Genomic DNA, 25,960 nt, shown 5'->3' on the forward strand with positions numbered 1-25,960 from the left:
CCCGGACGTTTTGACGCAGCAGGGGTCAGAATATTTGAGGCAAGTCCCGATAAAGCAGGAGTCATTCAGTGGCCCATATTAGTGTTGAGCGTGCCCATGGCCTGGGTAAGGAAGCAGCCCGCGAGAAGGCTGACAAACTGGCAGAAAAACTGGCTGCCCAATATGGCCTGGTACCTCATTGGTCGGGCGACACCCTGAACCTCAAGCGTTCCGGGGTTAAAGGCGCGGTGCATGTAGGCGATACCTCAATCAGGATCGATGTCGAACTCGGTCTGTTGATGTCCGCGATGAGCGGCACCATCAAGTCGGAAATCGAAAGAGCCCTCGATAAAGCGTTGGTCTGAACTCCCATTCTTCCTGTGGAATGAGAACCCTGTGGGAGCGAGCCTGCTCGCGATGGCGGAGTGACAGACCGCGTCGATGGTGAATGATGAGCCGCTATCGCGAGCAGGCTCGTTCCCACAATAGAACGCTGTCATCCGCATTGTTTGTGTCAGTTGTTAGGGTGCCGTTTCTAATTTTTCTCACTACGTTGTGTCTGAGCCCGACGCTTGACGGGCAGTTCCTCAAACCTTCTGCGCGTGAGGTGCACCATGGCCAAAGTTACTGTGAAGAAAAAAACTGACGTTCAGCCGACGGCGTTGAACGAAGTGAAATCCTATGCCCGCAAGATCTGGCTGGCAGGCCTGGGTGCCTACACCAAGGTCGGTCAGGAAGGCAGCGAGTACTTTCAGGAGTTGGTCAAGGCTGGCCAAACTATTGAAAAGAAAGGCAAAAAGGTAGTTGCCGAGAAGCTTGAAGCGGCCAATGCCGAGATTGACGACGCCAAGAGCGAAGTCAGCACTTTCAAAGGCAAAGTCGAAGTTCAACTCGACAAAGTCGAGAAGGCGTTCGACACGCGCGTCGCGAGTGCCTTGAATCGTATCGGCATTCCGTCTAAACATGACGTTGAGACACTCTCTGCTAAGCTCGATGAGCTGACGGCATTGCTCGAACGTGTCGCGCGTAAACATTAAGGAGAACGGGATGGCTGGTAAAAAGAACACCGAGAAAGAAGGCAGCTCGTGGATTGGGAAAGTCGAAGACTACTCCCGCAAAATCTGGCTTGCTGGTTTAGGCGTGTACTCGAAGATCGACACTGACGGCAGCAAACTCTTCGATACATTGGTTAAAGATGGCGAGAAAGCCGAGAAGCTCACCAAGAGCGCTGTCGGCAAAACAGTCGACGCTGCCAAAGACTCCGCTCAATCGGCCAAGTCGCGTATCAGTGGTGTCAAAGATCGCGCGCTGGGCAAGTGGGACGAACTGGAAGGGGCTTTTGACAAGCGCCTGAACAGCGCCATTTCGCGTCTTGGCGTACCAAGCCGCAATGAAGTCAAAGCGCTGCACAGCAAGGTCGATACCCTGACCAAGCAAATCGAAAAACTCACCGGTGCCAAGGTTGCGCCTGTTGCAGCTAAAACCGCAGCAGCCAAACCTGCCGCTAAAACTGCTGCCAAACCCCTGGTCAAAGCTGCCGCTAAACCGGCTGCCAAGCCAGCAGCAAAAACCGCCGCAGCCAAACCTGCAGCGGCCAAGCCAGCAGCCAAACCGGTAGCCGCTAAAGCCGCCGCTAAGCCTGCCGCTGCGAAGAAGCCGGTAGCCAGGAAACCCGCAGCCCCGAAAGCTGCTGCACCGAAACCAGCAGTGGCCGCTGCCAAACCGGCAGCACCGGTCAGCTCGGCGAACTCCGCCGCGGCGCCAACCCCTGCCGTGACCCCGACTGCTACGCCAGCCCCATCGGCGCCAACCAGTCAGTCCTGATCAATCCAGGACACGCAAAAACGCCCGGCCTGCGAAGGTCGGGCGTTTTTGTTTCGGAGTACATTTTAGAAAACACTAAAGAACCAATGTGGGAGCGAGCCTGCTCGCGATGGGGTCATCACATTCAACACTGATGTCGACTGTTAGATCGCTATCGTCGGATCGCCGCCCGGAGCAAGCTCGCTCCCACACTGGATTTTCGTCGCATAAATATCGGGTTATTCGTGTTCTTCCAGATACTGCAACGCCAACTGCTCGGTCGCGTGTTTCGCCGGCGGCAGCAGGTGTGGCGCCACCAGCATCATGATCTGGTAGACCACCACACGCACTTCGCCTTCACGATCGAGAATCCGCTGATAGTCCAGGGAAAACAGCAGGGTCATGGTGATTTGTTCCACCAGTTGCCCGAGTGCCTGGGTATCGCTGACCAGTTGCCCCTGAGCCTTCAACTGCGCCAGTAACGAGGCCAGCGTGCGCTTGAGGGCATTGAGCAAATTGCGGATGCCTTTGGCCAGTTTCGGCAAGCGTCCGGCCAGGTTCGACAGGTCCTGGAACAGGAAGCGATAGTGCGCCAGGCGTTCGACGATGAGGTGCAGGAACAGCCAGTAATCTTCCGGTGCCAGTTGCACGTCCGATGGCGGATCGAGCAACGGTGTCAATTCGCTCTGAAAACGCTCGAACAGCCCAAGAATCAGCGGCTCCTTGCCGTGAAAATGGTAGTAAAGGTTGCCGGGGCTGATCCCCAACTCATTGGCAACTTCCATGGTGGAAACATTCGGCTCGCCCTTTTGGTTGAACAGCAGCAGGGCACATTCAAGAATCCGGTCGCGGGTTTTCATCCAGTCTTCTTAGTGATTCGTCAGGCCACGGCCGACACTGAGGGCCGTGGCACGGGGGGAGTTCAGCGTACGCGCACGTAGGTGCCTGGCGCCGCCTCCATCGGTGGATAGTTCTGGTTGCCGAGGGCCATCAGGGTTTCGTGTTGAGTGCCGGAGCGTTCCTGAATCCAGCCCAGCCATTGGGTCCACCAACTGCCATCGACGTGTTTGGCGTCGTAGTACCAGGCCCGTGGATCGCTGCTCAGTTTCAGGTTCTCGACGTAGTTGGCCTTGGGGTTGCTCGGTGGGTTGAGAATGCTCTGCACATGACCGCTGTTGGACAGCACGAAGCGCCGATCACCTCCCAGCAGCAGTGTCGAGCGGTACACCGCATCCCAGGGCGTAATGTGGTCGTTGATGCCGGCGACGCTGAAGCTGTCAACGTTGACTTTCTGCAAGTCAATCGGCGTGCCGCAGACCTCCAGTCCGCCAGGATGGGTCAACGGGTTGTGCTTGAAGAAGTCCAGCAGGTCACCGTGAAAAGCGGCCGGCAGGCGAGTGTTGTCGTTGTTCCAGTAGAGAATGTCGAACGCAGGCGGTTCTTTGCCCAGCAGGTAATTGTTGACCCAGTAGTTCCAGATCAGGTCGTTGGGGCGCATCCAGGCAAAGACCCTGGCCATGTCGCGGCCTTCGAGCACACCCTTTTGGTAGGAGCGACGCTTGGCCGCTTCCAGGGTCTGCTCGTCGGCGAACAGGGTTGCCGGGCTTTCCAGTTGACTGTCGAGCAGGCTGACCAGATAGGTCGCGCTGGCGACCCGTCGCAGTTGCCGCTTGGCTTGCAGATGTCCCTGCAAGGCGGCGATGGTCAGGCCACCGGCGCAGGCACCCATCAGGTTGACCTCGCGGCTGCCGGTGATTGCGCGGCAGACATTCAGCGCTTCTTCCGCCGCTTCGACGTAACTCGACAGGCCCCATTCGCGATGGCGGACATCCGGGTTACGCCAGCTGACCATGAACACCTGCAGACCGTTTTTCAGCGCGAACTGGACGAAACTGTTGTGCGGGCTCAAGTCGAAAATGTAGTACTTGTTGATCTGCGGCGGCACGATGAGCAGCGGCTTGGCGTACTGTTTTTCGCTCATCGGCTTGTACTGAATCAGTTCCAGCAGTTCGTTGCGAAACACCACGGAGCCGGTGGTGGTGGCAACCGTTTTGCCCACCTCGAAGGCGTGCTTGGTGACTTGGCTGGGCAGGCCATTGTTGTGCATCAAGTCGTCGAGCAGGTGGCTGAGGCCACGCACCAGACTCTGGCCGCCGGAGTTGAACAGCTCCTTGATCGCCAGCGGGTTGAGCAAGGTATTGGATGGCGAGACGGCGTCGTTGAGCAGGGTAAAGGCAAATTGCGCGCGTGCACGGTCATCCGCCGGCATGCCGCTTTCATCGATCCATTTTTTGATCTGCTTCTGCCAGCTCAAGTAGGCCTGAAGGCCGCGCCGGTAAAACGGATTGAGGGCCCAGCTCGGGTCGGCGAAGCGATTGTCCGCAGGGTTGGGCTGGTGCAAGGTCTCGCCCAGTAGCACTCGGCCCAGTTGCCCGCCCAGCGCCAGTGCGTGTTTGGCACTGTGCACCGGGTGGCGCAAGCCATGGGCGGCGACGCTGCGCAGAGTCGAAAACAGATCCCGGCCGCGCAGACCGGTGATCGCACTCTGAGCATTGATGAACGCGGCGGGTGGGGGAAAGGCGCCCGGCGCTTTTTTGTCTCGCATGAGTCAACACTCCTTCGTCAAGCCATCAACAAGTACATCAATCCCGAATAGACACCATAGTCGCTGCGGGTCTCTCTTGCGGCTCTCGACAACCTTGTCGACGTACGCAGTACGTTAAGTGCCGCCGAACGACGCCGGGTGCGGATGCATCACCGCCCGTTGGCGTTCTTCCTGGAGAAATTTCATGATGATCGGTGCGACGGCCTCAGCCCGGGTGATCAGGAATAAATGACCGTCGTCGATTATGTGTAGCTGGGCATTGGGAATACGCCAGGCCAGCAGGCGCATATTGATCAGCGGAATGAGTGGGTCGTCATCACCGGCCAGCACCAGGGTCGGTTGATTGATTTTGTGCAGCCAGTGAATGCTGGTCCAGCCCAGGCCCGCGAACAGCTGCCAGTAGTAGCCGAGTTTGCCCGCCGAACGCACTTTGCTCGCGTGCTCCGCCGCCAGGTTCGGATCACGGCGGAACGAACCGCCGTAGATCAGCGGCGCAATGCGAATCACGTGGGATGGTTGGATGTAGCGCCTTGGGCTTGCCATCATCCACAGCACTTTCGGCTTGCCCGGCACCATCACCATGCCCGCTGCCGTCGCTGCCAAAACGAGCTTCTTGCAGCGCTCGGGGTAATCGAAGGCGAACTGTTGGGCGAGTGCCCCGCCCCAGGAAACGCCGACCACATTGACTTGACCGTAGTCGAGGTAGTCGAGCATCCGTGCAGTCAGTTTGGCCAGGCCGGGAAAGCGATAGGGGTGGTTAGGCGTCGATGAGCCCCCGACACCGGGTACGTCGAAGGCGATCACTTCCAGGTCCGGGTCCAGTGCCTGGACGAACGGAAACACCAGCTCCAGGTTGGCGCCGATGCCGTTGAAAATCAGCAAGGGCGTCAAGTGAGGCTTGCCGGGGCGTACCGCGGTGCGGATGGTTTGGCCATCCAGGTCGACGGTACGAAATATGAACGGTTGCGGCATGCTTCAGGCCCTGTGGGTTGGGTCGTATCTCGTCCCTGTGGGAGCGAGCCTGCTCGCGATAGCGGTGTGTCAATCGGCACATAGGCCGAAGGTGGCGCCGTCATCGCGAGCAGGCTCGCTCCCACATCAGGATGAGGTGTGTCGATTAGCGTTCATGCACGTATGTCCCCGGTGAGGCTTCACCTGCCGCATGGGCCTTGTTGCCGAGAACGGTCGGGGCTTTTTTCAGTTTGCCCGAACGCTCGGCCTGCCAGGCCTGCCAGTGCAGCCACCAGGAGTCGGTGTGCTTGGTTGAATTCTCAAGCCAGTCGTTGGCATGGACCGGCATGTCGGTACTGGTCATGTAACGGGATTTCGGGTTGCCCGGCGGGTTCAGAATGCTCTGGATATGGCCGCTGCTGGACAGCACGAATTCGATCTTGCCACCGAACAGCTGCGCCGACTTGTAGCAGGACTTCCACGGTGTGATGTGGTCGTTGGTGCCAGCCAGGGAGTAGACGTCGGCCGTGACCTGCTTGAGGTCGATGGGCGTGCCGCACACTTCCAGTGCATCGGGGCGGATCAGTGGGTTGTTTTTGAACAATTCGATCAGGTCGCCGTGGAACGCGGCCGGCAAGCGCGTGGTGTCGTTGTTCCAGAACAGAATGTCGAAGACCGGCGGTTCGTTGCCCAACAGGTAGTTGTTGACCCAGTAGTTCCAGATCAGGTCGTTGGGGCGCATCCAGGCGAAGACCTTGGCCATGTCGCGACCTTCGAGCACGCCGGCCTGATAGGAGTGGCGCTTGGCGGCTTCCAGGGTTTGTTCGTCGACGAACAGCGCGACCTGGGAGTCCAGGGTGGTGTCGAGCACGCTGACCAGCAGGGTCAGGGCGTTGACCTTCTTCTCGCCGATCGCAGCGTAGTGGCCCAGCAGTGCGGTGCAGGTGATGCCGCCGGAGCAGGCGCCGAGCATGTTCACGTCTTTGCTGCCGGTGATCGCGGTGACCACGTCGACCGCTTCCTTGAGCGCTTCAATGTAGGTCGACAGACCCCATTCGCGTTGGGCCTTGGTCGGGTTGCGCCAGCTGACGATAAAGGTCTGCACGTTGTTGCGCAGGCAGAAGCGCGCCAGGCTTTTGTCCGGACTCAGGTCGAAAACGTAGAACTTGTTGATCTGCGGTGGTACCACCAGCAGTGGGCGTTCGTGCACTTGTTCAGTGATTGGCCGGTACTGGATCAGCTCCAGTACATCGTTACGGAAAACCACCGCGCCTTCGGTGGTGCCCAGGCTCTTGCCGACTTCGAAAGCACCCATGTTGACCTGGCTCGGCATGCCGCCGTTGTGCACCAGATCCTTGGCCAGGTGGGAGAGGCCATCGAGCAGGCTTTTGCCGCCGGTTTCGAAGAAGCGTTTGACGGCAGCAGGGTTGGCCGCGCTGTTGGTCGGGGCCATGGCCTCGGTCATCAGGGTGATCACGAAGTGGGCGCGGGCGATGTCCTGCTCGGACAGGTTGCTGTCGCCGATCCAGTCGTGGAGTTCCTTGCGCCACGCCAGGTAGGTTTGCAGATAACGTTTGTAGAGCGGGTTCTGACTCCACGCCGGATCGGAGAAGCGACGGTCATCGCCTTCCGGTTGCAGCTCGGATTTACCGAGCATCACGTTCTTGAGCTCAATGCCAAAGTGCGCGACATGCTTGACGCTGTGAATGGGTTGTTTGATGGCCTGGGTCAGCACCATGCGGGCAGAGGTAAGCAGATCCTTTCGACGCAAGCCGATGACAGGATTCAGGCCCAGGGTGTTTTCCGAGGCTTGACGTTTCAGGTCATCGTTATTCTTGTTACTCATCTACGACGCTCCATTGTCCTGAGACGAGTACCTGAGTTTTGCTGTGTAGTCACACAGCCAATGCCAGGTACTACTGCTCGGGTGACCGTTAATTGCGCATAGCTACAAATGCACGGAACTTGCCAGCTCCATTGGTTACCCGAGTTTAATTTTTTTCGCAAGCAGGCCGATCCTCGACACCGCAGCCCAGCATTCAAACAGATGAAATTAGAAAATGCCCTCTAAAGAGCGCGAGCCTTGAGCTAGAGCATCAGCTTGACGACAGACACGCTTGGATCGCGGGATTTTCCGGCGGCTTTGAGCTCGGCAAGATAGTCGTCCCAGAGTGCGTCATAACGTCGCGCCAGCTCGTACAGGTATTCCCAGGTGAACAGGCCGCTGTCGTGGCCGTCATCGAAGGTCAATTTCAGTGCGTACTGACCGGCCGGTTCTACCTTGTTCAGGCCTACGCCGATCTTGCCAAATTGCAGGATGGGTTTGCCGTGGCCCTGGACCTCGGCGGAAGGAGAGTGCACGCGCAAAAATTCTGCGCTCAGGTGATAGACCTCATCGGGCGCGTATTTCAGCTCCAGGGTTTTCGAGGCTTTGTGCAGTTTGATATCGGTGGGGAGTTTGGTCATGACTGCCATTCCGTTATGCGTCGAACCTTGTGGGAGCGAGCCTGCTCGCGATAGCAAGCGGACAGTCAACACACGGGTTGAATGTTCCGCCGTCATCGCGAGCAGGCTCGCTCCCACAGGTTCTCGATCGCTGTAAGTATGGCTTACAGGATATAACGGGACAGGTCTTCGTTCTGCGCCAATTCGCCGAGGTGGCTGTTGACGTATGCAGCGTCGATGCGGATCGGTTCCTCGCTGTGGGTGCTGGCCAGATCAGAGGCGCTGAACGACACTTCTTCGAGCAGGCGTTCGAGCAAGGTGTGCAGGCGACGGGCACCGATGTTTTCGGTCTTCTCGTTGACCTGCCAGGCGATCTCTGCCACACGTTTGATGCCGTCCGGCTGGAACTTGATGGTCACGCCTTCGGTTTTCAGCAGTGCGCAGTACTGTTCGGTGAGCGACGCGTGCGGCTCGCTGAGGATGCGTTCGAAGTCTTCCGGGGTCAGGGCCTTGAGTTCGACGCGGATCGGCAGACGGCCTTGCAGCTCGGGCACCAGGTCGCTCGGTTTGCTCAGGTGGAATGCGCCGGAGGCGATAAACAGGATGTGGTCGGTTTTGACCATGCCCAGTTTGGTGTTGACCGTGCAGCCTTCGATCAGCGGCAGCAAGTCGCGCTGTACGCCTTCGCGGGACACGTCGATACCGCCGGAATTGCCACGCTTGGCGACCTTGTCGATTTCGTCGATGAACACGATGCCATGCTGCTCGACCGCTTCCAGGGCCTTGGCCTTGAGCTCTTCGTCATTGACCAGGCGGCTGGCTTCTTCGTCGCGCACCAGCCGCAGCGCTTCCTTGACCTTGAGCTTGCGGCTCTTGGCCTTGCCCTTGCCCATGTTTGCAAACAGGCTCTGCAACTGGTTGGTCATTTCTTCCATGCCCGGTGGCGCGGAGATATCGACGCCGGATACTTCGGCGACTTCGATTTCGATCTCCTTGTCATCCAGCTGACCTTCGCGCAGGCGCTTGCGGAACAGTTGGCGGGTGTTGGAATCCTGGGCCGGCGCGGCGTCTTCGTTGCTGAAGCCCATGCGTGCCGGCGGCAGCAGTGCGTCGAGGATGCGCTCTTCGGCGGCGTCTTCGGCGCGGTGGCGAACCTTGATCATTTCCTGTTCGCGCAGCAGCTTGATCGCGGCATCGGCAAGGTCACGAATGATCGACTCGACGTCGCGGCCGACATAACCGACTTCGGTGAACTTGGTCGCTTCGACCTTGATGAACGGCGCGTTGGCAAGCTTGGCCAGGCGACGGGCGATTTCGGTTTTACCGACACCGGTCGGGCCGATCATCAGGATGTTCTTGGGGGTTACTTCAACGCGCAGCTCCTCAGGCAACTGCATCCGGCGCCAGCGGTTACGCAGGGCGATGGCGACGGCGCGCTTGGCATCGTCCTGGCCGATGATATGGCGACTGAGTTCATGGACGATTTCGCGGGGAGTCATTGGCATGGTAATGGGTGGTCCTCAAACAAGAATGAATGCCGTGGCGTGATGGCCGAAACAGGCTTATTCGCTGAGGTCCTGCTCCTCAATGGTGAAGGTGTGGTTGGTGAATACACAGATGTCGCCGGCGATGCCCAGGGCGGTTTCGACAATTTCCCGGGCCGACAGATCGGTTTTCTTCAGCAGGGCGCTGGCGGCGGCCTGAGCGTAACCGCCACCGGAGCCCATGGCGATCAGGCCTTCTTCGGGTTCAACCACATCGCCGTTGCCGGTGATGATCAGGGAGGCGTCTTTGTTGGCGACCGCGAGCATCGCTTCGAGGCGGCTGAGGGAGCGGTCGGTGCGCCATTCTTTGGCGAGCTCGACAGCGGCGCGAACCAGGTGGCCCTGGTGTTTCTCAAGCTGGCCTTCGAAACGTTCGAAGAGGGTAAAGGCGTCAGCGGTGGCGCCAGCAAAACCGGCGATGACCTGGCCGTGGTACAGGCGGCGAACTTTCTTCGCGTTGCCTTTCATCACGGTATTGCCGAGAGAAACCTGGCCGTCGCCGCCCATGACGACTTTGCCGTGGCGGCGAACTGAAACGATGGTGGTCAAGGGAAGAGTCTCCACGCAGCGGGGCGAAAATGCCTTATGCAAACTCATATGGGGGTGGTGAGGCGTATTTCAACTGCAGGACGTGGCGGGGGACGAGCGGTGCGAGCCAAATTAGAGATGTGGTGTTTATAAGGACGCCATCGCGAGCAGGCTCGCTCCCACAGGGGGGGGCATATTCTGTGGGAGCGAGCCTGCTCGCGATGAACGATGACGCGGCGTGACTGACAGGGTCAGCGGCTCTGGCGTTGTTGTAACAACAGGTTGCTGAAGCCGCTGCCGGCCAGTTGTTTTTGGGCGGTGGTCAGTTGTTCGCGGTTGCTGAACGGGCCGACCAACACGCGATACCAGGTCTCATCCTTCACCGTGCCGGACTCCACCGAAACCGCCTGGCCGAGCAGAATGATCTGCGCGCGGACCTTGTCGGCGTCGGCTTCCTTGCGGAACGAACCGGCTTGCAGGAAGAACTTGGTCACCGGCGCCGCTTTCGCCACCGGTGGCGCTGGCGGCGGGGTGACGCCGCTCAGCGCGGCCTGGGCGCGCGCGGTGTCGATCTTCGCCGCTTCTGCCGGGGTGACCGGCGCAACAGGCGCGGTCTGTGGCGTCGGCAGGGTTTTCTCCGGCACCGCATCCGGCGGCACGATGACCTCGGATTCCGGCAGCAAGGTGTAGAAGTCGTACTTCGGCTTCACCGGTTGCGTGGGGCTCGGCGGGGTCTTGTTGGCCTCGGCGATCTTGCTGGCTTTCTGTTGCTCCACCTTCTCGCGCTTGACGCTTTCGCTGCCCTTGCCCGGCTCCAGCTTCATCAGGAACACGATGAACGCGCCCACGGTCAGGCCGATGGCCATCCATAGCCATCCCGGAATCGGCTTTTTTGCAGGAGCTTGGTAACGGCTGGCGCCACGCTTTGGTGCTGGTTTTTTCTTGGCAGCCAACTTACATACGCTCCAGAGTTTCCAGGCCCAAGAGTTCCAGGCCTTGCTTGAGAGTGCGACCGGTCAATGCGGCGAGGCGCAAGCGGCTTTGCATCTGTGCCGGTGTTTCGGCGCTGAGGATCGGGCAGTTCTCGTAGAAGCTGGAGAACAGGCCGGCAACGTCGTACAGGTAGGTACAGAGCGTGTGCGGTGTACCTTTTTCGGCGACGTTGTTCAGCACTTCACCGAACTGCGCCAGCTTGGCGGCCAGTTCGTGTTCGTGTGCGGCTTCAAGAACGATCTGCCCCTCGACTTCGCTGAAGTCCTTGCCGAGTTTGCGGAATACGCCGGCCACACGGGTGTAGGCGTACAGCAGGTACGGCGCGGTGTTGCCTTCGAAGTTCAGCATCAGGTCGAAGTTGAAGCTGTAGTCGCTGGTGCGGTGCTTGGACAGGTCGGCGTATTTCACCGCGCCAATGCCCACCACCTTGGCGATGTTGCGCAGGTCGGCTTCGGCCAATTCCGGGTTCTTTTCCTTTACCAGCGTGTAGGCGCGCTCCTTGGCTTCGTTCAGCAGGTCGACCAGCTTCACGGTGCCGCCATCACGGGTCTTGAACGGGCGGCCATCGGCACCGTTCATGGTGCCAAAACCCATGTGCTCCATTTCCATCGGATGGGTCACGAACCCAGCCAGACGCGCCACTTCGAACACTTGCTGGAAGTGCAGGGCTTGACGCTGGTCGACGAAATACAGCGCGCGGTCGGCTTTCAGCACGCCGCTTCGATAACGCACGGCCGCCAGGTCAGTGGTGGCGTAGAGGTAGCCGCCGTCGGCCTTGACGATGATCACCGGCAGCGGGTCGCCGTCTGCGTTCTTGAACTCGTCGAGGAACACGCACTGGGCGCCGTTGCTCTCGACCAGCATGCCCTTGGCCTTGAGGTCGTTGACCACGTTGATCAGGTCGTCGTTGTAGGCACTTTCGCCCATCACATCGGCCATGGTCAGTTTGACGTTCAGCTGTTCGTAGATCTTCTGGCAGTGGGACAGCGAGATGTCCTTGAACTTGGTCCACAGCGCCAGGCATTCCGCGTCACCGGCCTGCAGCTTGACCACCAGGCCACGGGCGCGGTCGGCGAATTCTGCGGATTCGTCGAAGCGCTGTTTGGCGGCGCGGTAGAAGTTTTCCAGGTCTGACAGTTCATCGCTGGTGATCGGGTTTTCCTGCAGGTACGCCATCAGCATGCCGAACTGGGTGCCCCAGTCGCCCACGTGGTTCTGACGGATCACGGTGTCGCCGAGGAACTCCAGCACGCGCGCCACGCCGTCGCCGATGATGGTCGAACGCAAGTGACCCACGTGCATCTCTTTGGCCAGGTTCGGGGCCGACAGGTCGACCACGGTGCGCTGCACGGAGCCTGCCTTGCGTACGCCGATTTGGGCGTCGGCGAGGGCGGCGTCCAGGCGCGAGGCCAGGGCTTGGGTGTTCTGGAAAAAGTTGAGGAAACCTGGACCAGCGATTTCGGTTTTGCTGACGTTTTCGTCAGCCGGCAGCGCGGCAATGATTTTTTCCGCCAGATCGCGCGGTTTCATGCCGGCCGGTTTAGCCAGCATCATGGCGATGTTGCTGGCGAAGTCGCCGTGAGTCTTGTCACGGGAGTTCTCCACCTGAATCGCCGGCGTCAGGCCTTCAGGCAACACACCGTCGGTAACGAGTTGGGTGAGGGCTTGCTGGATCAACTGGCGAATGGTGTCTTTCATGGTCTTCTCTATCAACCGCAAAGCGGCGGCGCATCAATGCGCAGGTGGAAAAACTGGGCATTATCCGTTGCGAAGTCGGGCTTGCCAACCATAGCAGGCAGGTTATGGATATGTGGTGACAAATCCGCCGCCATCGCGAGCAAGCCCGCTCCCACAGGGAGTTGGTGGTGAACACAAAATGCATGAACACCCGAGATCCACTGTGGGAGCGAGCCTGCTCGCGATGGCGATCTTCAAATCAATACAAATCGACAGGATCAACATCCAGCGACCAGCGCACCTGCCGCCCGCTCGGCATCTGTTCCAGCGCCAGCAGCCAGGCGCTCAGCAAACGATGCAGCGGTGCCCGAGCCGTAGCTTGCAGCAACAATTGCGCACGATAACGCCCGGCCCGGCGTTCCATCGGCGCCGGCACCGGTCCCAGCAACTCGATCCCTGTCAGACTCTGCTCATCCAGCAATCGTTCAGCCTCGCTGCAGGCTTCATCGAGGAAGCTTTCGGCCTGCCCCGGTTTGTGCGCTTCGGCCCGCAACAGCGCCAGGTGCGCGAACGGTGGCAGCCCGGCGGAACGACGCTCGCTCAAGGCCTGTTCGGCAAAGGCGAAATAACCTTGTTCGGTGAGTTGCACCAACAGCGGATGGTCAGCCAAATGGGTCTGGATGATCACTTTGCCCGGCTCTTCGGCGCGGCCGGCACGACCCGCCACTTGCACGATCAACTGGGCCATGCGCTCGCTGGCGCGGAAGTCACCGGAGAACAACCCGCCGTCGGCATCGAGAATCGACACCAGTGTCACCCGTGGGAAGTGGTGCCCCTTGGCGAGCATCTGCGTGCCCACCAAAATGCACGGCTTACCTTTCTGAATGGTCGCGAAGAGCTGATTCATCGCGTCTTTGCGCGAGGTACTGTCGCGATCGACCCGCAACACCGGGTAGTCCGGGAACAGAATGCCCAAACGCTCTTCTGCGCGCTCGGTACCGGCGCCCACCGGTCGCAAATCGACTTTGCCGCAGGTTGGGCAATGCCGAGGGACGCGCTCGACGTAGCCGCAATGGTGGCAACGCAGCTCGCCGGAGCGCTGGTGCACGGTCATTCGCGCATCGCAGCGCTGGCATTCGGACATCCAGCCGCAATCGTGACAGAGCAGGGTGGGCGCAAAGCCGCGACGGTTGAGGAACACCAATACTTGCTGGCCGGCGGCGAGTGTCTGGCCGATCGCCTGTTGCATCGGGCCGGAAATGCCGCTGTCCAGCGGACGGCTTTTGACGTCCAGGCGCAGGAAGCGAGGTTGTTTCGCCCCGCCGGCGCGCTCGTTCAAGCGCAGGAGTCCGTAACGACCGGTGTAGGCGTTGTGCAGGCTTTCCAGTGATGGCGTCGCCGAGCCGAGGACAATCGGGATGTTTTCCTGCCGTGCTCGCACCAACGCCAGGTCACGGGCGTGATAGCGCAAACCTTCCTGCTGTTTATAAGAGCCATCGTGCTCTTCATCGATGATGATCAGTCCGGGGTTCTTCATTGGCGTGAACAGTGCCGAGCGGGTGCCGATAATAATGTCGGCCTCGCCATCCCGGGCGGCGAGCCAGGATTCCAGGCGTTCGCGGTCGTTGACGGCCGAATGCACCAGGGCGATACGCGCATTGAAGCGCTGCTCGAAGCGCGCCAGGGTCTGCGGCCCGAGGTTGATTTCGGGGATCAGCACCAGCGCTTGCTTGCCGGCCTCAAGGGTTTCGCGGATCAGTTGTAAATAGACTTCGGTCTTGCCGCTGCCGGTGACGCCGGCCAGCAGGAACGCGTGGAAACTGTCGAAACCTGCGCGGATCGCTTCATACGCGGCGCGTTGCTCCGGGTTCAGCGGCAGCTCCGGTTGCGCCAGCCAGTGTTCGTGGCGCTCGCTCGGCGCGTTTTTGCGGATATCCACCTTCACCAGTTCTTTGGCCAACAGCAGGTCGAGACTGTCCTTGCTCAGCATCAACTTGCTCAGCAACTGATGGGCAACGCCGTGAGGATGCTGGGCCAGGGTCGCCAGGGCTTCGCGCTGACGCGGAGCACGGGCGATGCGCGGGTCATCCAGTTTGGCGCCCGGAGTGATCGACCAGAAGCGTTCCTGGCGAGCTTCGGCCAGTTCACCCTGGCGCAACAGGACCGGCAGCGCCCAGCTCAAGGTGTCACCGAGGCTGTGCTGATAATACTGGGACGTCCACAGGCACAGCTTGAACAGCGCCGCCGGCAACGGTGGCGTGGCGTCGAGCAAAGCCAATGCCGGCTTGAGCTTGTCGGCCGGGACTTCGCTGTGACTGGTGACTTCCACCAGTATCCCGATCATCTCGCGGCGGCCGAACGGCACCCGCAGCCGCATGCCCGGATGCAGGTGCGCGCGCAGGACGCCGGCCGGGGCACGGTAGTCGAACAGGCGGCGCAGAGGCGAAGGCAAGGCGAGGCGCAAAATGGCGTCGGGCACGCGGGGGGATCTCATTGAACGGGCGGTAAAGAAGGGCCGGAGCCTAGCAGACGGTCGGAGTGAGGCATAGCTTGCGTGATTGCAAAGGTCTGGTAGAATCCGCGGCCTAATTACGTGCGGTATTCAACAATAGTGTTGAGTGGCGGCACGCTAGCCCGAGGAAGACACCATGAAAGCCGATATCCATCCAACATACGAAATCACCGCAGTTACCTGCAGCTGTGGCAACAAGTTCGAAACTCGTTCGAACCTGGCCAAGCCTCTGGCGATCGACGTATGCAACGAGTGCCACCCGTTCTACACCGGTAAGCAGAAGACTCTGGATACTGGCGGCCGTGTACAGAAGTTCGCCGATCGTTTCGGTGCTTTCGGCAAAAAAGCCTAAGGCTGATCTTTTTGGAGGGTCGTTTCGGCTTCTCCGGATTGATGAAAAAGGCGTCCCTCGCGGGCGCCTTTTTTATGTCTGCGGTTTGGCTCTCCAGTGCCCTGGCCCATTTCTACAGCGCCAACGGTGCCAATCTCCAAGCGCAGAGGCTCGCTGAAGGCCTCGGTTATGTTGCTTCTGACCCATCCGGCCATGCTTCAAACGGCGCCTCAAGAAAAAATTGTAGACATTTTTTAATATGATTGTGAACAGTTAAGCCCTTGTGTTCCGTGGCTCTTGGCCCAAAGTCGTAGGGTAGGGCTCTTGACAGGGGTGACTGGTCAGTCTTGTAGGGACTTTGCGACACGAGTATCCTCGGCGGTCCGTCTGTCCAACAGTAAAAGCGGAATGCCCACATGTCTGATTTGAAAACTGCCGCTCTCGAATATCACGCCCATCCTCGTCCAGGGAAGCTGAGTGTCGAGCTCACCAAGGCCACCGCTACCGCCCGCGATCTGTCGCTGGCCTACAGCCCCGGCGTAGCCGAACCAGTACGCGAAATCGCCCGCGACCCTGAACTGGCCTACAAATACACCGGCAAAGGCAACCTGGTTGCAGTCATTTCCGATGGCACCGCGATTCTCGGCCTGGGTAACCTGGGTCCATTGGCTTCCAAGCCGGTGATGGAAGGTAAAGGCGTGCTGTTCAAGCGCTTTGCCGGTATCGACGTGTTCGACATCGAAGTCGACTCCGAAAGCCCGCAAGCCTTCATCGACACCGTCAAGCGTATCTCCATCACCTTCGGTGGCATCAACCTGGAAGACATCAAGGCACCTGAGTGCTTTGAGATCGAACGTGCTCTGATCGAGCAGTGCGACATTCCGGTGTTCCACGATGACCAGCACGGTACCGCGATCGTGACCGCTGCCGGCATGATCAATGCCCTGGAAATCGCTGGCAAAACCCTGCCGGAAGCCAAGATCGTCTGCCTGGGTGCCGGTGCTGCCGCCATCTCCTGCATGAAGTTGCTGGTGAGCATGGGTGCCAACATCGAAAACATCTTCATGGTTGACCGTACCGGTGTGATCCACTCCGGCCGTGACGACCTGAACCAGTACAAGGCTGTCTTCGCTCACGCGACTGACAAGCGCACCCTGGCAGACGCCCTGACCGGCGCAGACGTGTTCGTCGGCCTGTCCGGTCCGAACCTGCTGAGCGCTGAAGGCCTGAAGTCCATGGCGGCCAACCCGATCGTGTTCGCGTGCTCGAACCCGGACCCGGAAATCTCCCCGGAACTGGCTCACGCTACCCGTGACGACGTGATCATGGCCACCGGTCGTTCGGACTACCCGAACCAGGTGAACAACGTACTGGGCTTCCCGTTCATCTTCCGTGGTGCCCTGGACGTTCGCGCCAAGCGCATCAACGAAGAAATGAAAGTGGCTGCGGCCAACGCCCTGCGTGAACTGGCCAAGCTGCCAGTGCCTCAGGAAGTGTGTGACGCTTACGGTGGCATCAAGCTGGAATTCGGTCGTGAGTACATCATCCCGAAACCAATGGATGCGCGTCTGATCACTGTGATCTCCGATGCTGTGGCCAAGGCTGCGATCGAGACCGGTGTGGCGACCCTGCCGTATCCGAAGAACTACCCGCTGAAAAGCGTGGATGATGTGTTCAACGGCTAAGTCGTTGTAACGCTTCAACAGAAAGCCCCGGCTCTTGTGAGTCGGGGTTTTTTTATGCCTGTCATTTGCTGATATACACCCATCAAAACTGTGGGAGTGAGCCTGACAGCCGACCCATCTCCTGAATATGTACACCAATCAAAACGGTGGGAGCGAGCCTGCTCGCGATGGCGGCCTGACAGCCGACCAATCTCTTGCAGGTGTACATATCCATTCCTGCGGTAACGGCCACTTACGGTTTCGCCCTTACGGCGAGTCCCTTTTGTCAAACGCCCGGAGTGCCGGCCCAGCCAAAAGGAACCAAAAAGTCTCGCCCCAAGCGTACGGCCCCTCGCCTAGGCTCGGCGTACCCTTGCTCCGGCATTCATCAGGGGGCATCGCCTCCGGTCGGCTTCGCTTCGACCTCCTCTCGATGTGTCCGGCTACGCCGTACGGCGCTGCGCGCCCACCCCCTGATGAACACCTCCACTCGGCCTCCCGAAGGGGCGGGTAGATCAAGATCAAAGGCGGCAGGCGAGCTAACGCTCGGCCTGTTGAGTGGTGGGGTTTGTGTAATTCCCGTAGGAAGAGGCTTGAACTCGATGACAGCATCGCGGGCAGCGTAGAAATCTCTGACAAGTCTTTAGGGTTGCCGCTCGGAAGGGCCGCGTCTAGCCTTTGAACGTCGCTGCCAATTCAGCGACAGGGTGTGAGAACCCGGGAAATTCAGTAGGCGCAAAGCGCTAGCTCTACCATAATCGTCGCCGACGTTTTTCGTCTGCACCATGTGTTATGGCGGCTGTGTGCGGGCAGACTTCGGTCTGGCCGGGTGCCTACTACCGGTATTCTCACCCCGTTCACAGCTGCCACCTCTTTGCCGAGTGAGACCGGCAAGTCGTGGCTCCCACTTCAGTAGGAGCAAAACATGGACAAGTTGATCCCCGATCCGCCAGAACACGACGACGTCTCCCCCTACGAATCCCTCGATTCAAAAAAGCTCCACGACGCCGCCCACCGCGCCCTCGATCACTACCTGAAACCCACGCTCGCCAAACTGCGCTTCAGCGATCTGCGCTCAGACCGTCTGTTTAGCGTTGCGCCCGACGTGGGTCTCGAAAGTCTGTTGGCCAATGCCTCGGAAGATCTGGCCTCAGTCAAGGTCATGGCCGCCGACCTGGCATTCGAGATCGAAGGTTCACGACGCAGTGTGGCGTTGGCGATTTGCCGAATGGTCGATGGCGCCTTGTTACTGGTGGACAGGGCGCTGGATGACTACAACCCGTCGGAGTCGGACCAGTTTTACGTCAAAGAGTAGAAGCGCGAAGTCCAGAGGCTAAAAAGCCCCGCCTTCAATCGAAGAGCGGGGCTTTTGGGTGGGGCTGTGTGATCAGAACAAATCGATCGGCGCCGCTTCATCCGCTGGCAGCGGGCTGCCCGGGGCATTGCCGTTGCCCAGTTCGTTGACCGATGGCGGTGTGTCTTCGGCCTTGAACAGCTCGAAGTAGGCGCCTGGCGTGCTTGGCGTTGCTGCACGGCCACTGACCGGGTCAACCCGCAGGCTGAGGATGCCTTCAGGCTCAGCCTGGGTATGTGGCGGCATGCCTTTGAGCGCGGCGCCCATGTAGTTCATCCAGATTGGCAGCGCCACGGTGCCACCGAACTCGCGCTTGCCAAGGCTTTCCGGTTGGTCGAAACCGGTCCAGACCGTGGTCACGTAATCGGCGTTGTAGCCCGAGAACCAGGCATCCTTGGATTCGTTGGTGGTCCCGGTCTTGCCCGCGATGTCGCTGCGGCCCAGTGCCAGGGCGCGACGCCCGGTACCGAGCTTGATCACATCTTCAAGCATGCTGTTGAGGATGAAGGTGGTGCGCCCGTCGATGATGCGTTCAGCCACGGCCGGCGCCTGCGCGGCGGCTTGTGTTGCTTGTGCGGCCGGGGCTTCGCCTGGCGTCGGGTTGACCGTAAAGGTGGCGTTGGCCGGCGCTGCAATCCCGCTGCTGGCGATATCGCCCTTCGGCACGCTTGGCGGGTTGGCGACGAACAGCGTGTCACCGTTGCGGCTTTCGATCTTGTCGATGATGTAGGGGCTGATCTTGTAGCCGCCGTTGGCAAAGGTGCTCCAGCCAGTGGCGATTTCCATCGGTGTCAGCGTTGCGGTACCCAAGGCCAGCGAGAGGTTGCGCGGCAGGTCCTGTTTGTTGAAACCGAACTTGCTGATGTAGTCGATGGTGCGATCGACGCCCATCGCCTGGAGCAGGCGGATCGACACCAGGTTGCGCGACTTGTAGAGCGCCTCACGCATGCGGATCGGGCCGAGGAAGGTGTTGGTGTCGTTCTTCGGACGCCAGACCTTGTCCAGGTACTCGTCGACGAACACGATCGGTGCGTCGTTTACCAGGCTCGCCGGGGTGTAGCCGTTGTCCAGCGCAGCGCTGTAGACGAATGGTTTGAAGCTCGAGCCCGGTTGGCGCTTGGCCTGCATTGCGCGGTTGTAGTTGCTCTGCTCGAAAGCGAAACCGCCGACCAGGGCGCGGATCGCGCCGTTCTGTGGGTCCAGCGAAACCAGCGCGCTTTGGGCGACCGGAATCTGGCTGAACTTCAGGGCGTTGTCCGGCTGGCGCTGAACGCGAATCAGGTCACCGACCTGGGCGACGTCCGATGGCTGCTTCGGTACCGGGCCCATGCTGTTGGTATTCAGGAACGGGCGCGCCCATTTCATGCTGTCCCAGCTGACATGTTCTTCACCGCTGCGGGTCAGGACCTGCACGCCATTCTTCTCGACCAGGGTGACGATGGCCGGTTCCAGGCCGCTGATGGTGCGCTGCTTGGTCAGTTCCGTGGCCCAGGCGTCGGGTGTCTTGCCCGGCAGACGGGATTCAGGGCCGCGGTAACCGTGACGTTGATCGTAGGTGATCAAGCCTTCATGAACGGCGGTGTTGGCCATCTCCTGAAGGTTGCTCGGCACGGTGGTAGTGACGCGGAAACCTTCGGTGTAAGCATCGGCGCCATAACGACCGACCATTTCGGCGCGGGCCATTTCAGCGATATACGGCGCGTTCACTTCCGGCGTCGGCACGTGATAGCTGGCGTTCAGCGGCTCGTTGATTGCGGTCTGATACGCCGCCTCGTCGATTTTCCCGAGCTTGTACATGCGCCCCAGGATCCAGTCGCGACGTTCCTTGCTGCGCGCGGGGTTGGCCAACGGGTTGAAGCGCGAAGGCGCTTTCGGCAGGCCGGCGATCATCGCCATCTGCGCCAGGCTGACGTCACGAATCGATTTGCCGTAATACACCTGCGCCGCCGCCTCGATGCCGTAGGCGCGGTTACCCAGATAGATCTTGTTCACGTAAAGCTCAAGGATCTCGTCCTTGGTCAGCTGACGCTCGATTTGCAGGGCCAGGAGGATTTCCGTGGTCTTGCGCGAAAAGCTGCGTTCGCTGGTGAGGAAGAAGTTCTTCGCCACCTGCATGGTGATGGTGCTACCGCCGGATTGAATGTGTCCGCTTTTGACCAATTGGGTCGCGGCACGCATCAGGCTGCTGGGGTCGACGCCGTAGTGGTTGGCGAAGTTGTCGTCTTCAGCACTTAGTAACGCATTGATGAAATTGGGGGGAATGTCGGCGAAACGGATCGGCGTGCGGCGCATTTCGCCAAACTCTGCGATCAACTTGCCGTCGCTGCTGTAGACCCGCAAGGGAATCTGCAACTGAATGCTTCTTAGTGCCTCCACGGACGGCAATCCGGGACTAAGGTAAAGAAAAGCGCCGCTCAGACCGAGGAGCAGTCCACAGAAAACGGCGACGATGGACCACCCGAAAAATTTCAGCAGACGAATCAAGGCTTTTGGACATCCAGGGTAAAGAATGAATTAGGCGTCAGGGCATTCAGAGTCAGCAAGGATCGACCCGCGCTTGGGAAAGCGGAGAAAAACGCAGGGCATTATAAGCATTTTTCCACCGAAAGCGCATTTGGCGCCTCTGTCAAGGCGCCGCTATTGAATGCAACGAACCATACAGAGTCCGTAACTCACGGATAGTCATAGGGAAATGCGAGTGTTGGGACTCTTCAATAAAAAAAACCGCACGCTTTTGGGGATCGACATCAGCTCCACGTCGGTGAAGCTTCTCGAGCTAAGTCGCGCAGGCACGCGATACCGGGTGGAAGCCTACGCGGTAGAGCCGCTGCCGGCCAACGCGGTGGTCGAGAAAAACATCGCCGAACTGGAAGGTGTCGGCCAAGCGTTGTCCCGGGTGTTGCTCAAGGCCAAAACCAGCGTCAGGAATGTCGCGGTGGCGGTTGCCGGATCAGCGGTCATTACCAAGACCATCGAAATGGACGCCGGGCTTGGCGCCGATGACATGGAAAGTCAGTTGAAGATCGAGGCTGACCAATACATCCCCTATCCCCTCGAAGAAGTCGCCATCGATTTTGAGGTGCAGGGTGCTTCCCATCGTCATCCCGAGCGGGTCGATGTGCTGCTGGCGGCGTGTCGCAAGGAAAACGTCGAAGTTCGCGAAGCCGCGCTGGCCCTTGCCGGCCTGACCGCACGGGTGGTTGATGTCGAAGCTTACGCGCTGGAGCGTTCAATTGGCTTGCTGTCGGCACAGTTGGCCGGCGTTCATGAGCGTCCGACGATGGCCGTGGTCGACATCGGCGCCACCATGACCACCTTGAGCGTGTTGTCCAAGGGCCGAATCATCTACACCCGTGAGCAGTTGTTCGGCGGTCGACAGTTGACGGAGGAAATCCAGCGCCGCTACGGCATGACCGTCGAGCAGGCGGGGTTGGCGAAAAAACAGGGTGGTTTGCCTGACGACTACGTCAGCGAAGTCCTGCAACCGTTTCGCGAGGCATTGGTGCAGCAGGTTTCGCGATCGTTGCAGTTCTTTTTCGCCTCGGGCCAGTACCACGCAGTCGATCATATCCTGCTGGCCGGTGGCACCGCGTCGGTCGCCGGGCTGGATCGGTTGATCGAGCAGCAGCTTGGGACGCCGACGCAGGTGGCCAATCCGTTTGCCGACATGACACTGAGCAGCAAGGTCAACGCCAGTGCTCTGGCCAGTGATGCGCCGGCGCTGATGATTGCCTGCGGCCTGGCGCTGAGGAGTTTCGACTGATGGCGCGGATCAATCTTCTCCCTTGGCGCGAAGAACTGCGCGAGGAACGTCGCAAGCGCTTCCTGTTGGCGCTGGCCGGGGTGTTGGTCGCGGCAGTCGGCGTGATTCTGCTGGGGGACCGCTACATCAGCAGTGCCATTGATCGACAAGTCGCGCGCAACGATTACGTGGCTAAACAAGTGGCCGTGCTCGATGACCGGATCAGGCAGATCAGCGATCTGAAAGCCCGGCGCCAGCAGCTCGTGGAGCGGATGCGGATCATCCAGGACTTGCAAGGCAACCGGCCGATCAGCGGGCGGATCTTCGATCAATTGGCGCGTACGCTGCCAGACGGGGTGTATTTCACCGACGTGAAAATGCTCGATAAAACGCTGTCCATCAGCGGTGCGGCAGAATCGAACAACCGTGTCTCGGACTTGTTGCGCAACCTTGATGCCTCCGATTGGTTTGATTCGCCGAGCCTGACCGAGGTGAAGGCGACCACCGCCGGGGCGCTGGATCAGGCCAATGTGTTCCAGTTGACCGTTCGCCAGACTCAGCCGGCCGCAGCGGAGGACGCGAAATGAGTCCGGCCGAATGGTTCGAGAGTCTGCGCAAGGTCGATATCAATGACCTGGACCTCAGCACCATGGGCTCCTGGCCTGCGGCGGTCAAAGGTCTGCTCGGCGGGTTGCTGATGGTTCTGGTGCTGGCGCTGGGTTACAGCTTTTACCTCAAGGATCTTGACGATCAGCTCGAAGCAGCCCGTGCCGGGGAAATCACCCTCAAGGAGCAGTTCGCGAGCAAAGCGCATCTGGCAGCCAATCTTGAGGCTTATATCGAGCAGATGAAGGAAATGGAAACCTCCTTCGGCGTGCTATTGCGACAGTTGCCCAGCGATACCGAAGTGCCCGGCCTGCTGGAAGACATCACCCGTACCGGATTGGGCAGCGGGCTGGAGTTCGAAGAGATCAAGCTGCTGCCGGAAGTCACCCAGCCGTTCTACATCGAGCTGCCGATCCAGGTCACTGTGACCGGCGCCTACCACGACCTGGCAACTTTCGTCAGTGGCGTCGCCAGCCTCCCACGGATCGTCACCCTGCACAACTTCAACATCGAGCCAGTGGCTGCGGGCAGTGGCTCGAAACTGCGTATGAACATCCTGGCCAAGACCTACCGCTACAACGACAAGGGGCTGCAGAAATGAATGCGGCCCGATGGTTTTCGCTGCTTCTGCTGCTGGGTGGTCTCGCCGGTTGTGGCAATGGTAACGACTTCAGTGATCTGGATGCCTACATGAGCGAGGTGCGCTTGCGCCCGCCCGGCAAGATTGAGCCTGTGCCGACGTTCAGGTCTTACGAAACCTTCACCTACAACGCTGCGTCTTTACGCAGCCCGTTTTCACCGCAGATCAGGACGGATCTGGCAGGTCGGAAACAGGGTTCGCGCAACGTCAAACCCGATCCGCACCGGATCAAACAATACCTCGAAGGTTTCAACATCGAGCAGTTTGAAATGGTCGGCACTATCTCCAATGCCTCAGGAGTCTTTGCGCTATTGCGCGGCGCCGGTGGGGTGCATCGGTTGAAGGTCGGTGACTACCTGGGGCGCAACGATGGCCGGATCGTGGCCATCAGCGACTCGCAAGTCGATGTGGTCGAAATCGTTCCCGATGGCGAGGGTGCCTGGCTGGAGCGACCGCGGACTATTCCTTTGAAAGAGCACTCATAGTGGAACTCGAATCATGAACAGGATCCTTTCAGCCCTCGGGATGTCGCTATGGATGGCGCTGCTTTCACCGATGGTACAGGCGGCCAATCTTAAAACGCTGGATGTCGCCGCGCTGCCGGGTGATCGCGTCGAGTTGAAACTGGCTTTCGATGGGCCACCGCCCGCGCCCCATGGCTACACCACCGATCAACCGGCGCGAATCGCTCTCGATTTACCGGGTGTGAGCAGTCAGCTGGCAAGCAAGACGCGTGACCTGGGAGGCGGCAACGCCCGCAGCGCGACGGTGGTCGAGGCCAAGGATCGTACTCGTTTGATCATCAACCTGACGCAGTTGACGCCTTACAGCACGCGCGTTGAGGGCAACACGCTGTATGTGGTGGTTGGGCAGGCCGCAGGCAGAGCTCAAAAAAAACGGCCCGCCGCACCGAGAGTGGCCAGTGCCACACCGGCGCCAGACAAGAGCTACGCCCCCGTCAGCAAGGCGATTCGCGGCGTGGACTTTCAGCGCGGTGAGCAGGGTGAAGGCAATGTCATCATTGATCTCTCGGACCCAGGCATTAGCCCGGACATCCAGGAACATGACGGCAAGATCATCCTCAACTTCGCCAAAACCCAGTTGCCTGAACGCTTGCGGGTTCGTCTCGATGTCAAGGATTTCGCCACACCGGTGCAATTCGTCAATGCCAGTGCGTCCTCCGATAAGACCAGCATCAGCATCGAGCCCAGCGGTGCATTCGACTATTCGACTTACCAGACCGACAACAAGCTGACTGTCAGCGTCCGCCCGATGACCGTCGATGATCTGCGCAAGCGCAACGCAGAGCGCTTTGCCTACAGCGGCGAGAAGCTGTCATTGAATTTTCAGGACATCGACGTGCGCTCGGTACTGCAGCTGATCGCCGACTTCACCAACCTCAATCTGGTGGCCAGTGACACGGTGCAGGGTGGCATCACCTTGCGCCTGCAAAACGTGCCGTGGGATCAGGCGCTGGACCTGGTGCTCAAGACCAAAGGCCTGGACAAGCGCAAGATTGGCAACGTCTTGCTGGTAGCGCCGGCCGATGAGATTGCTGCCCGCGAGCGCCAGGAACTGGAGTCGCGCAAGCAGATTGCCGAACTGGCGCCATTGCGCCGTGAGCTGTTGCAGGTCAACTATGCCAAGGCGGCGGATATCGCCAAGCTGTTCCAGTCGGTGACCAGCGCCGAGGCGAAAATCGATGAGCGCGGTTCGATCACCGTCGATGAGCGAACCAACAACATCATTGCCTACCAGACCCAGGATCGCCTGGATGAGCTACGGCGGATCGTCGCTCAGCTGGATATTCCCGTGCGTCAGGTGATGATCGAGGCGCGGATCGTCGAAGCCAACGTCGACTACGACAAAAGCCTCGGCGTTCGCTGGGGTGGTTCGGTGAGTAACAAGGGGAACTGGAACGCCTCCGGCGTCAGCAACGGGGCTAACGCCTCATCGACCATTGGTACACCGGGCAGCACCAGCACCAACTCACCGTTCGTCGACATGGGCACGGCGGGCAATACCTCGGGGATCGGCATCGCCTTCATCACCGACAACGTGTTGCTGGACCTTGAGCTGACCGCCATGGAGAAGACCGGTAACGGGGAAATCGTCTCTCAACCCAAAGTGGTCACCTCCGACAAGGAAACCGCGAAGATCCTCAAGGGTACGGAAATTCCCTATCAGGAAGCCAGCTCCAGCGGTGCGACATCGGTGTCATTCAAGGAGGCCTCGTTGTCGCTCGAAGTGACGCCACAGATCACCCCGGACAACCGCATCATCATGGAGGTCAAGGTCACCAAGGATGAGCCGGATTACCTGAACAAAGTGCAGGATGTACCGCCGATCAAGAAGAACGAGGTCAACGCCAAGGTACTGGTCAACGACGGCGAGACCATCGTCATCGGTGGAGTTTTCTCAAATACTCAGAGCAAGGTTGTAGATAAGGTGCCATTTCTCGGTGATGTGCCGTATCTTGGCCGCCTTTTCCGGCGTGACGTGGTGTCGGAGAAAAAATCCGAGCTGCTGGTATTTCTCACTCCGCGTATCATGAATAACCAGGCGATTGCTGTGAGTCATTGATTC

The 25,960-nt window shown here is 59.6% G+C and carries 22 protein-coding genes; 11 read left to right on the forward strand and 11 right to left on the reverse strand.

The window, feature by feature from the left end; genetic code table 11:
- The first annotated feature begins 68 nt into the window (after window positions 1–68).
- The 3 genes from NTD87_RS05915 to NTD87_RS05925 all read left to right on the forward strand — a co-directional run bounded on the left by NTD87_RS05915 (window position 69) and on the right by NTD87_RS05925 (window position 1,803).
- Complete coding sequence (locus tag NTD87_RS05915; RefSeq protein ID WP_262112556.1) at window positions 69–344, forward strand: polyhydroxyalkanoic acid system family protein; 276 nt, start codon at window positions 69–71, stop codon at window positions 342–344.
- Window positions 345–593: 249 nt separating this feature from the next.
- Window positions 594–1,016: a phasin family protein gene (locus NTD87_RS05920; protein ID WP_262112557.1), complete on the forward strand. Its 423-nt coding sequence runs from the start codon at window positions 594–596 to the stop codon at window positions 1,014–1,016.
- 10 nt (window positions 1,017–1,026) lie between these two features.
- The gene (locus tag NTD87_RS05925; RefSeq protein WP_262112559.1) at window positions 1,027–1,803 is read left to right on the forward strand and encodes a phasin family protein; all 777 of its coding nucleotides are present in this window, start codon (window positions 1,027–1,029) and stop codon (window positions 1,801–1,803) included.
- A gap of 218 nt (window positions 1,804–2,021) precedes the next feature.
- Here NTD87_RS05925 and NTD87_RS05930 read toward each other — a convergent pair whose 3' ends face one another.
- The 10 genes from NTD87_RS05930 to NTD87_RS05975 all read right to left on the reverse strand — a co-directional run bounded on the left by NTD87_RS05930 (window position 2,022) and on the right by NTD87_RS05975 (window position 15,004).
- Window positions 2,022–2,642 carry a TetR/AcrR family transcriptional regulator gene (locus NTD87_RS05930; protein WP_262112561.1) on the reverse strand — a complete coding sequence of 207 codons (621 nt, stop codon included), beginning with the start codon at window positions 2,640–2,642 and terminating at the stop codon, window positions 2,022–2,024.
- Between the two features lie 62 nt (window positions 2,643–2,704).
- On the reverse strand, window positions 2,705–4,387 hold the full coding sequence (phaC, locus tag NTD87_RS05935) for a class II poly(R)-hydroxyalkanoic acid synthase (protein ID WP_262112563.1): 1,683 nt from the start codon (window positions 4,385–4,387) through the stop codon (window positions 2,705–2,707).
- 114 nt (window positions 4,388–4,501) lie between these two features.
- Window positions 4,502–5,359, reverse strand: coding sequence for a poly(3-hydroxyalkanoate) depolymerase (phaZ, locus tag NTD87_RS05940; protein ID WP_262112565.1), 858 nt, complete (start codon window positions 5,357–5,359; stop codon window positions 4,502–4,504).
- Window positions 5,360–5,504: 145 nt separating this feature from the next.
- A complete protein-coding gene (gene phaC / locus NTD87_RS05945) occupies window positions 5,505–7,184 on the reverse strand; it encodes a class II poly(R)-hydroxyalkanoic acid synthase (RefSeq protein ID WP_262112567.1) in 1,680 nt (559 codons plus the stop codon).
- 242 nt (window positions 7,185–7,426) lie between these two features.
- Window positions 7,427–7,804, reverse strand: coding sequence for a DUF971 domain-containing protein (locus tag NTD87_RS05950; protein WP_262112569.1), 378 nt, complete (start codon window positions 7,802–7,804; stop codon window positions 7,427–7,429).
- A 143-nt stretch (window positions 7,805–7,947) separates the two neighbouring features.
- On the reverse strand, window positions 7,948–9,288 hold the full coding sequence (hslU, locus tag NTD87_RS05955; protein ID WP_262112570.1) for an ATP-dependent protease ATPase subunit HslU: 1,341 nt from the start codon (window positions 9,286–9,288) through the stop codon (window positions 7,948–7,950).
- 57 nt (window positions 9,289–9,345) lie between these two features.
- Window positions 9,346–9,876 (reverse strand): ATP-dependent protease subunit HslV, encoded by a 531-nt coding sequence (gene hslV, locus NTD87_RS05960; protein WP_216742893.1) that lies wholly within the window; start codon window positions 9,874–9,876, stop codon window positions 9,346–9,348.
- A gap of 230 nt (window positions 9,877–10,106) precedes the next feature.
- The gene (locus NTD87_RS05965) at window positions 10,107–10,808 is read right to left on the reverse strand and encodes an SPOR domain-containing protein (protein ID WP_054595220.1); all 702 of its coding nucleotides are present in this window, start codon (window positions 10,806–10,808) and stop codon (window positions 10,107–10,109) included.
- Between the two features lies 1 nt (window position 10,809).
- On the reverse strand, window positions 10,810–12,546 hold the full coding sequence (gene argS / locus NTD87_RS05970; protein WP_262112575.1) for an arginine--tRNA ligase: 1,737 nt from the start codon (window positions 12,544–12,546) through the stop codon (window positions 10,810–10,812).
- 238 nt (window positions 12,547–12,784) lie between these two features.
- Window positions 12,785–15,004, reverse strand: coding sequence for a primosomal protein N' (locus NTD87_RS05975; protein WP_262112576.1), 2,220 nt, complete (start codon window positions 15,002–15,004; stop codon window positions 12,785–12,787).
- A gap of 169 nt (window positions 15,005–15,173) precedes the next feature.
- On the opposite strand from NTD87_RS05975, the gene rpmE reads away from it, so the two are divergent.
- The 3 genes from rpmE to NTD87_RS05990 all read left to right on the forward strand — a co-directional run bounded on the left by rpmE (window position 15,174) and on the right by NTD87_RS05990 (window position 18,347).
- A complete protein-coding gene (rpmE, locus tag NTD87_RS05980; RefSeq protein ID WP_054595223.1) occupies window positions 15,174–15,389 on the forward strand; it encodes a 50S ribosomal protein L31 in 216 nt (71 codons plus the stop codon).
- A 395-nt stretch (window positions 15,390–15,784) separates the two neighbouring features.
- Entirely contained in the window at window positions 15,785–17,053 is a 1,269-nt protein-coding gene (locus NTD87_RS05985) for a malic enzyme-like NAD(P)-binding protein (protein WP_262112578.1), read from the forward strand.
- 904 nt (window positions 17,054–17,957) lie between these two features.
- Window positions 17,958–18,347: a DUF6124 family protein gene (locus NTD87_RS05990; protein WP_262112580.1), complete on the forward strand. Its 390-nt coding sequence runs from the start codon at window positions 17,958–17,960 to the stop codon at window positions 18,345–18,347.
- Window positions 18,348–18,419: 72 nt separating this feature from the next.
- On the opposite strand, the gene NTD87_RS05995 is transcribed toward NTD87_RS05990, so the two are convergent.
- Window positions 18,420–20,867, reverse strand: a complete 2,448-nt coding sequence (locus tag NTD87_RS05995) for a penicillin-binding protein 1A (protein ID WP_410017466.1) — start codon at window positions 20,865–20,867, stop codon at window positions 18,420–18,422.
- 217 nt (window positions 20,868–21,084) lie between these two features.
- On the opposite strand from NTD87_RS05995, the gene NTD87_RS06000 reads away from it, so the two are divergent.
- From NTD87_RS06000 to pilQ, 5 genes are read left to right on the forward strand one after another with little or no spacing between them, the layout of a single operon-like run.
- Window positions 21,085–22,149 carry a pilus assembly protein PilM gene (locus NTD87_RS06000; protein ID WP_262112582.1) on the forward strand — a complete coding sequence of 355 codons (1,065 nt, stop codon included), beginning with the start codon at window positions 21,085–21,087 and terminating at the stop codon, window positions 22,147–22,149.
- Entirely contained in the window at window positions 22,149–22,715 is a 567-nt protein-coding gene (locus NTD87_RS06005; RefSeq protein ID WP_262112583.1) for a PilN domain-containing protein, read from the forward strand. The genes NTD87_RS06000 and NTD87_RS06005 overlap by 1 nt, the downstream gene beginning before the upstream one ends.
- Window positions 22,712–23,335 carry a type 4a pilus biogenesis protein PilO gene (pilO, locus tag NTD87_RS06010; RefSeq protein ID WP_262112585.1) on the forward strand — a complete coding sequence of 208 codons (624 nt, stop codon included), beginning with the start codon at window positions 22,712–22,714 and terminating at the stop codon, window positions 23,333–23,335. Before NTD87_RS06005 ends, pilO begins: the two co-directional genes overlap by 4 nt.
- Window positions 23,332–23,859, forward strand: a complete 528-nt coding sequence (locus NTD87_RS06015; protein ID WP_262112586.1) for a pilus assembly protein PilP — start codon at window positions 23,332–23,334, stop codon at window positions 23,857–23,859. The genes pilO and NTD87_RS06015 overlap by 4 nt, the downstream gene beginning before the upstream one ends.
- 13 nt (window positions 23,860–23,872) lie before the next feature.
- Entirely contained in the window at window positions 23,873–25,957 is a 2,085-nt protein-coding gene (gene pilQ, locus NTD87_RS06020; protein WP_262112587.1) for a type IV pilus secretin PilQ, read from the forward strand.
- The last annotated feature ends 3 nt before the right edge of the window (window positions 25,958–25,960 follow it).

The sequence above is a fragment of the Pseudomonas sp. 6D_7.1_Bac1 genome (assembly GCF_025465945.1).
Lineage (GTDB): Bacteria > Pseudomonadota > Gammaproteobacteria > Pseudomonadales > Pseudomonadaceae > Aquipseudomonas.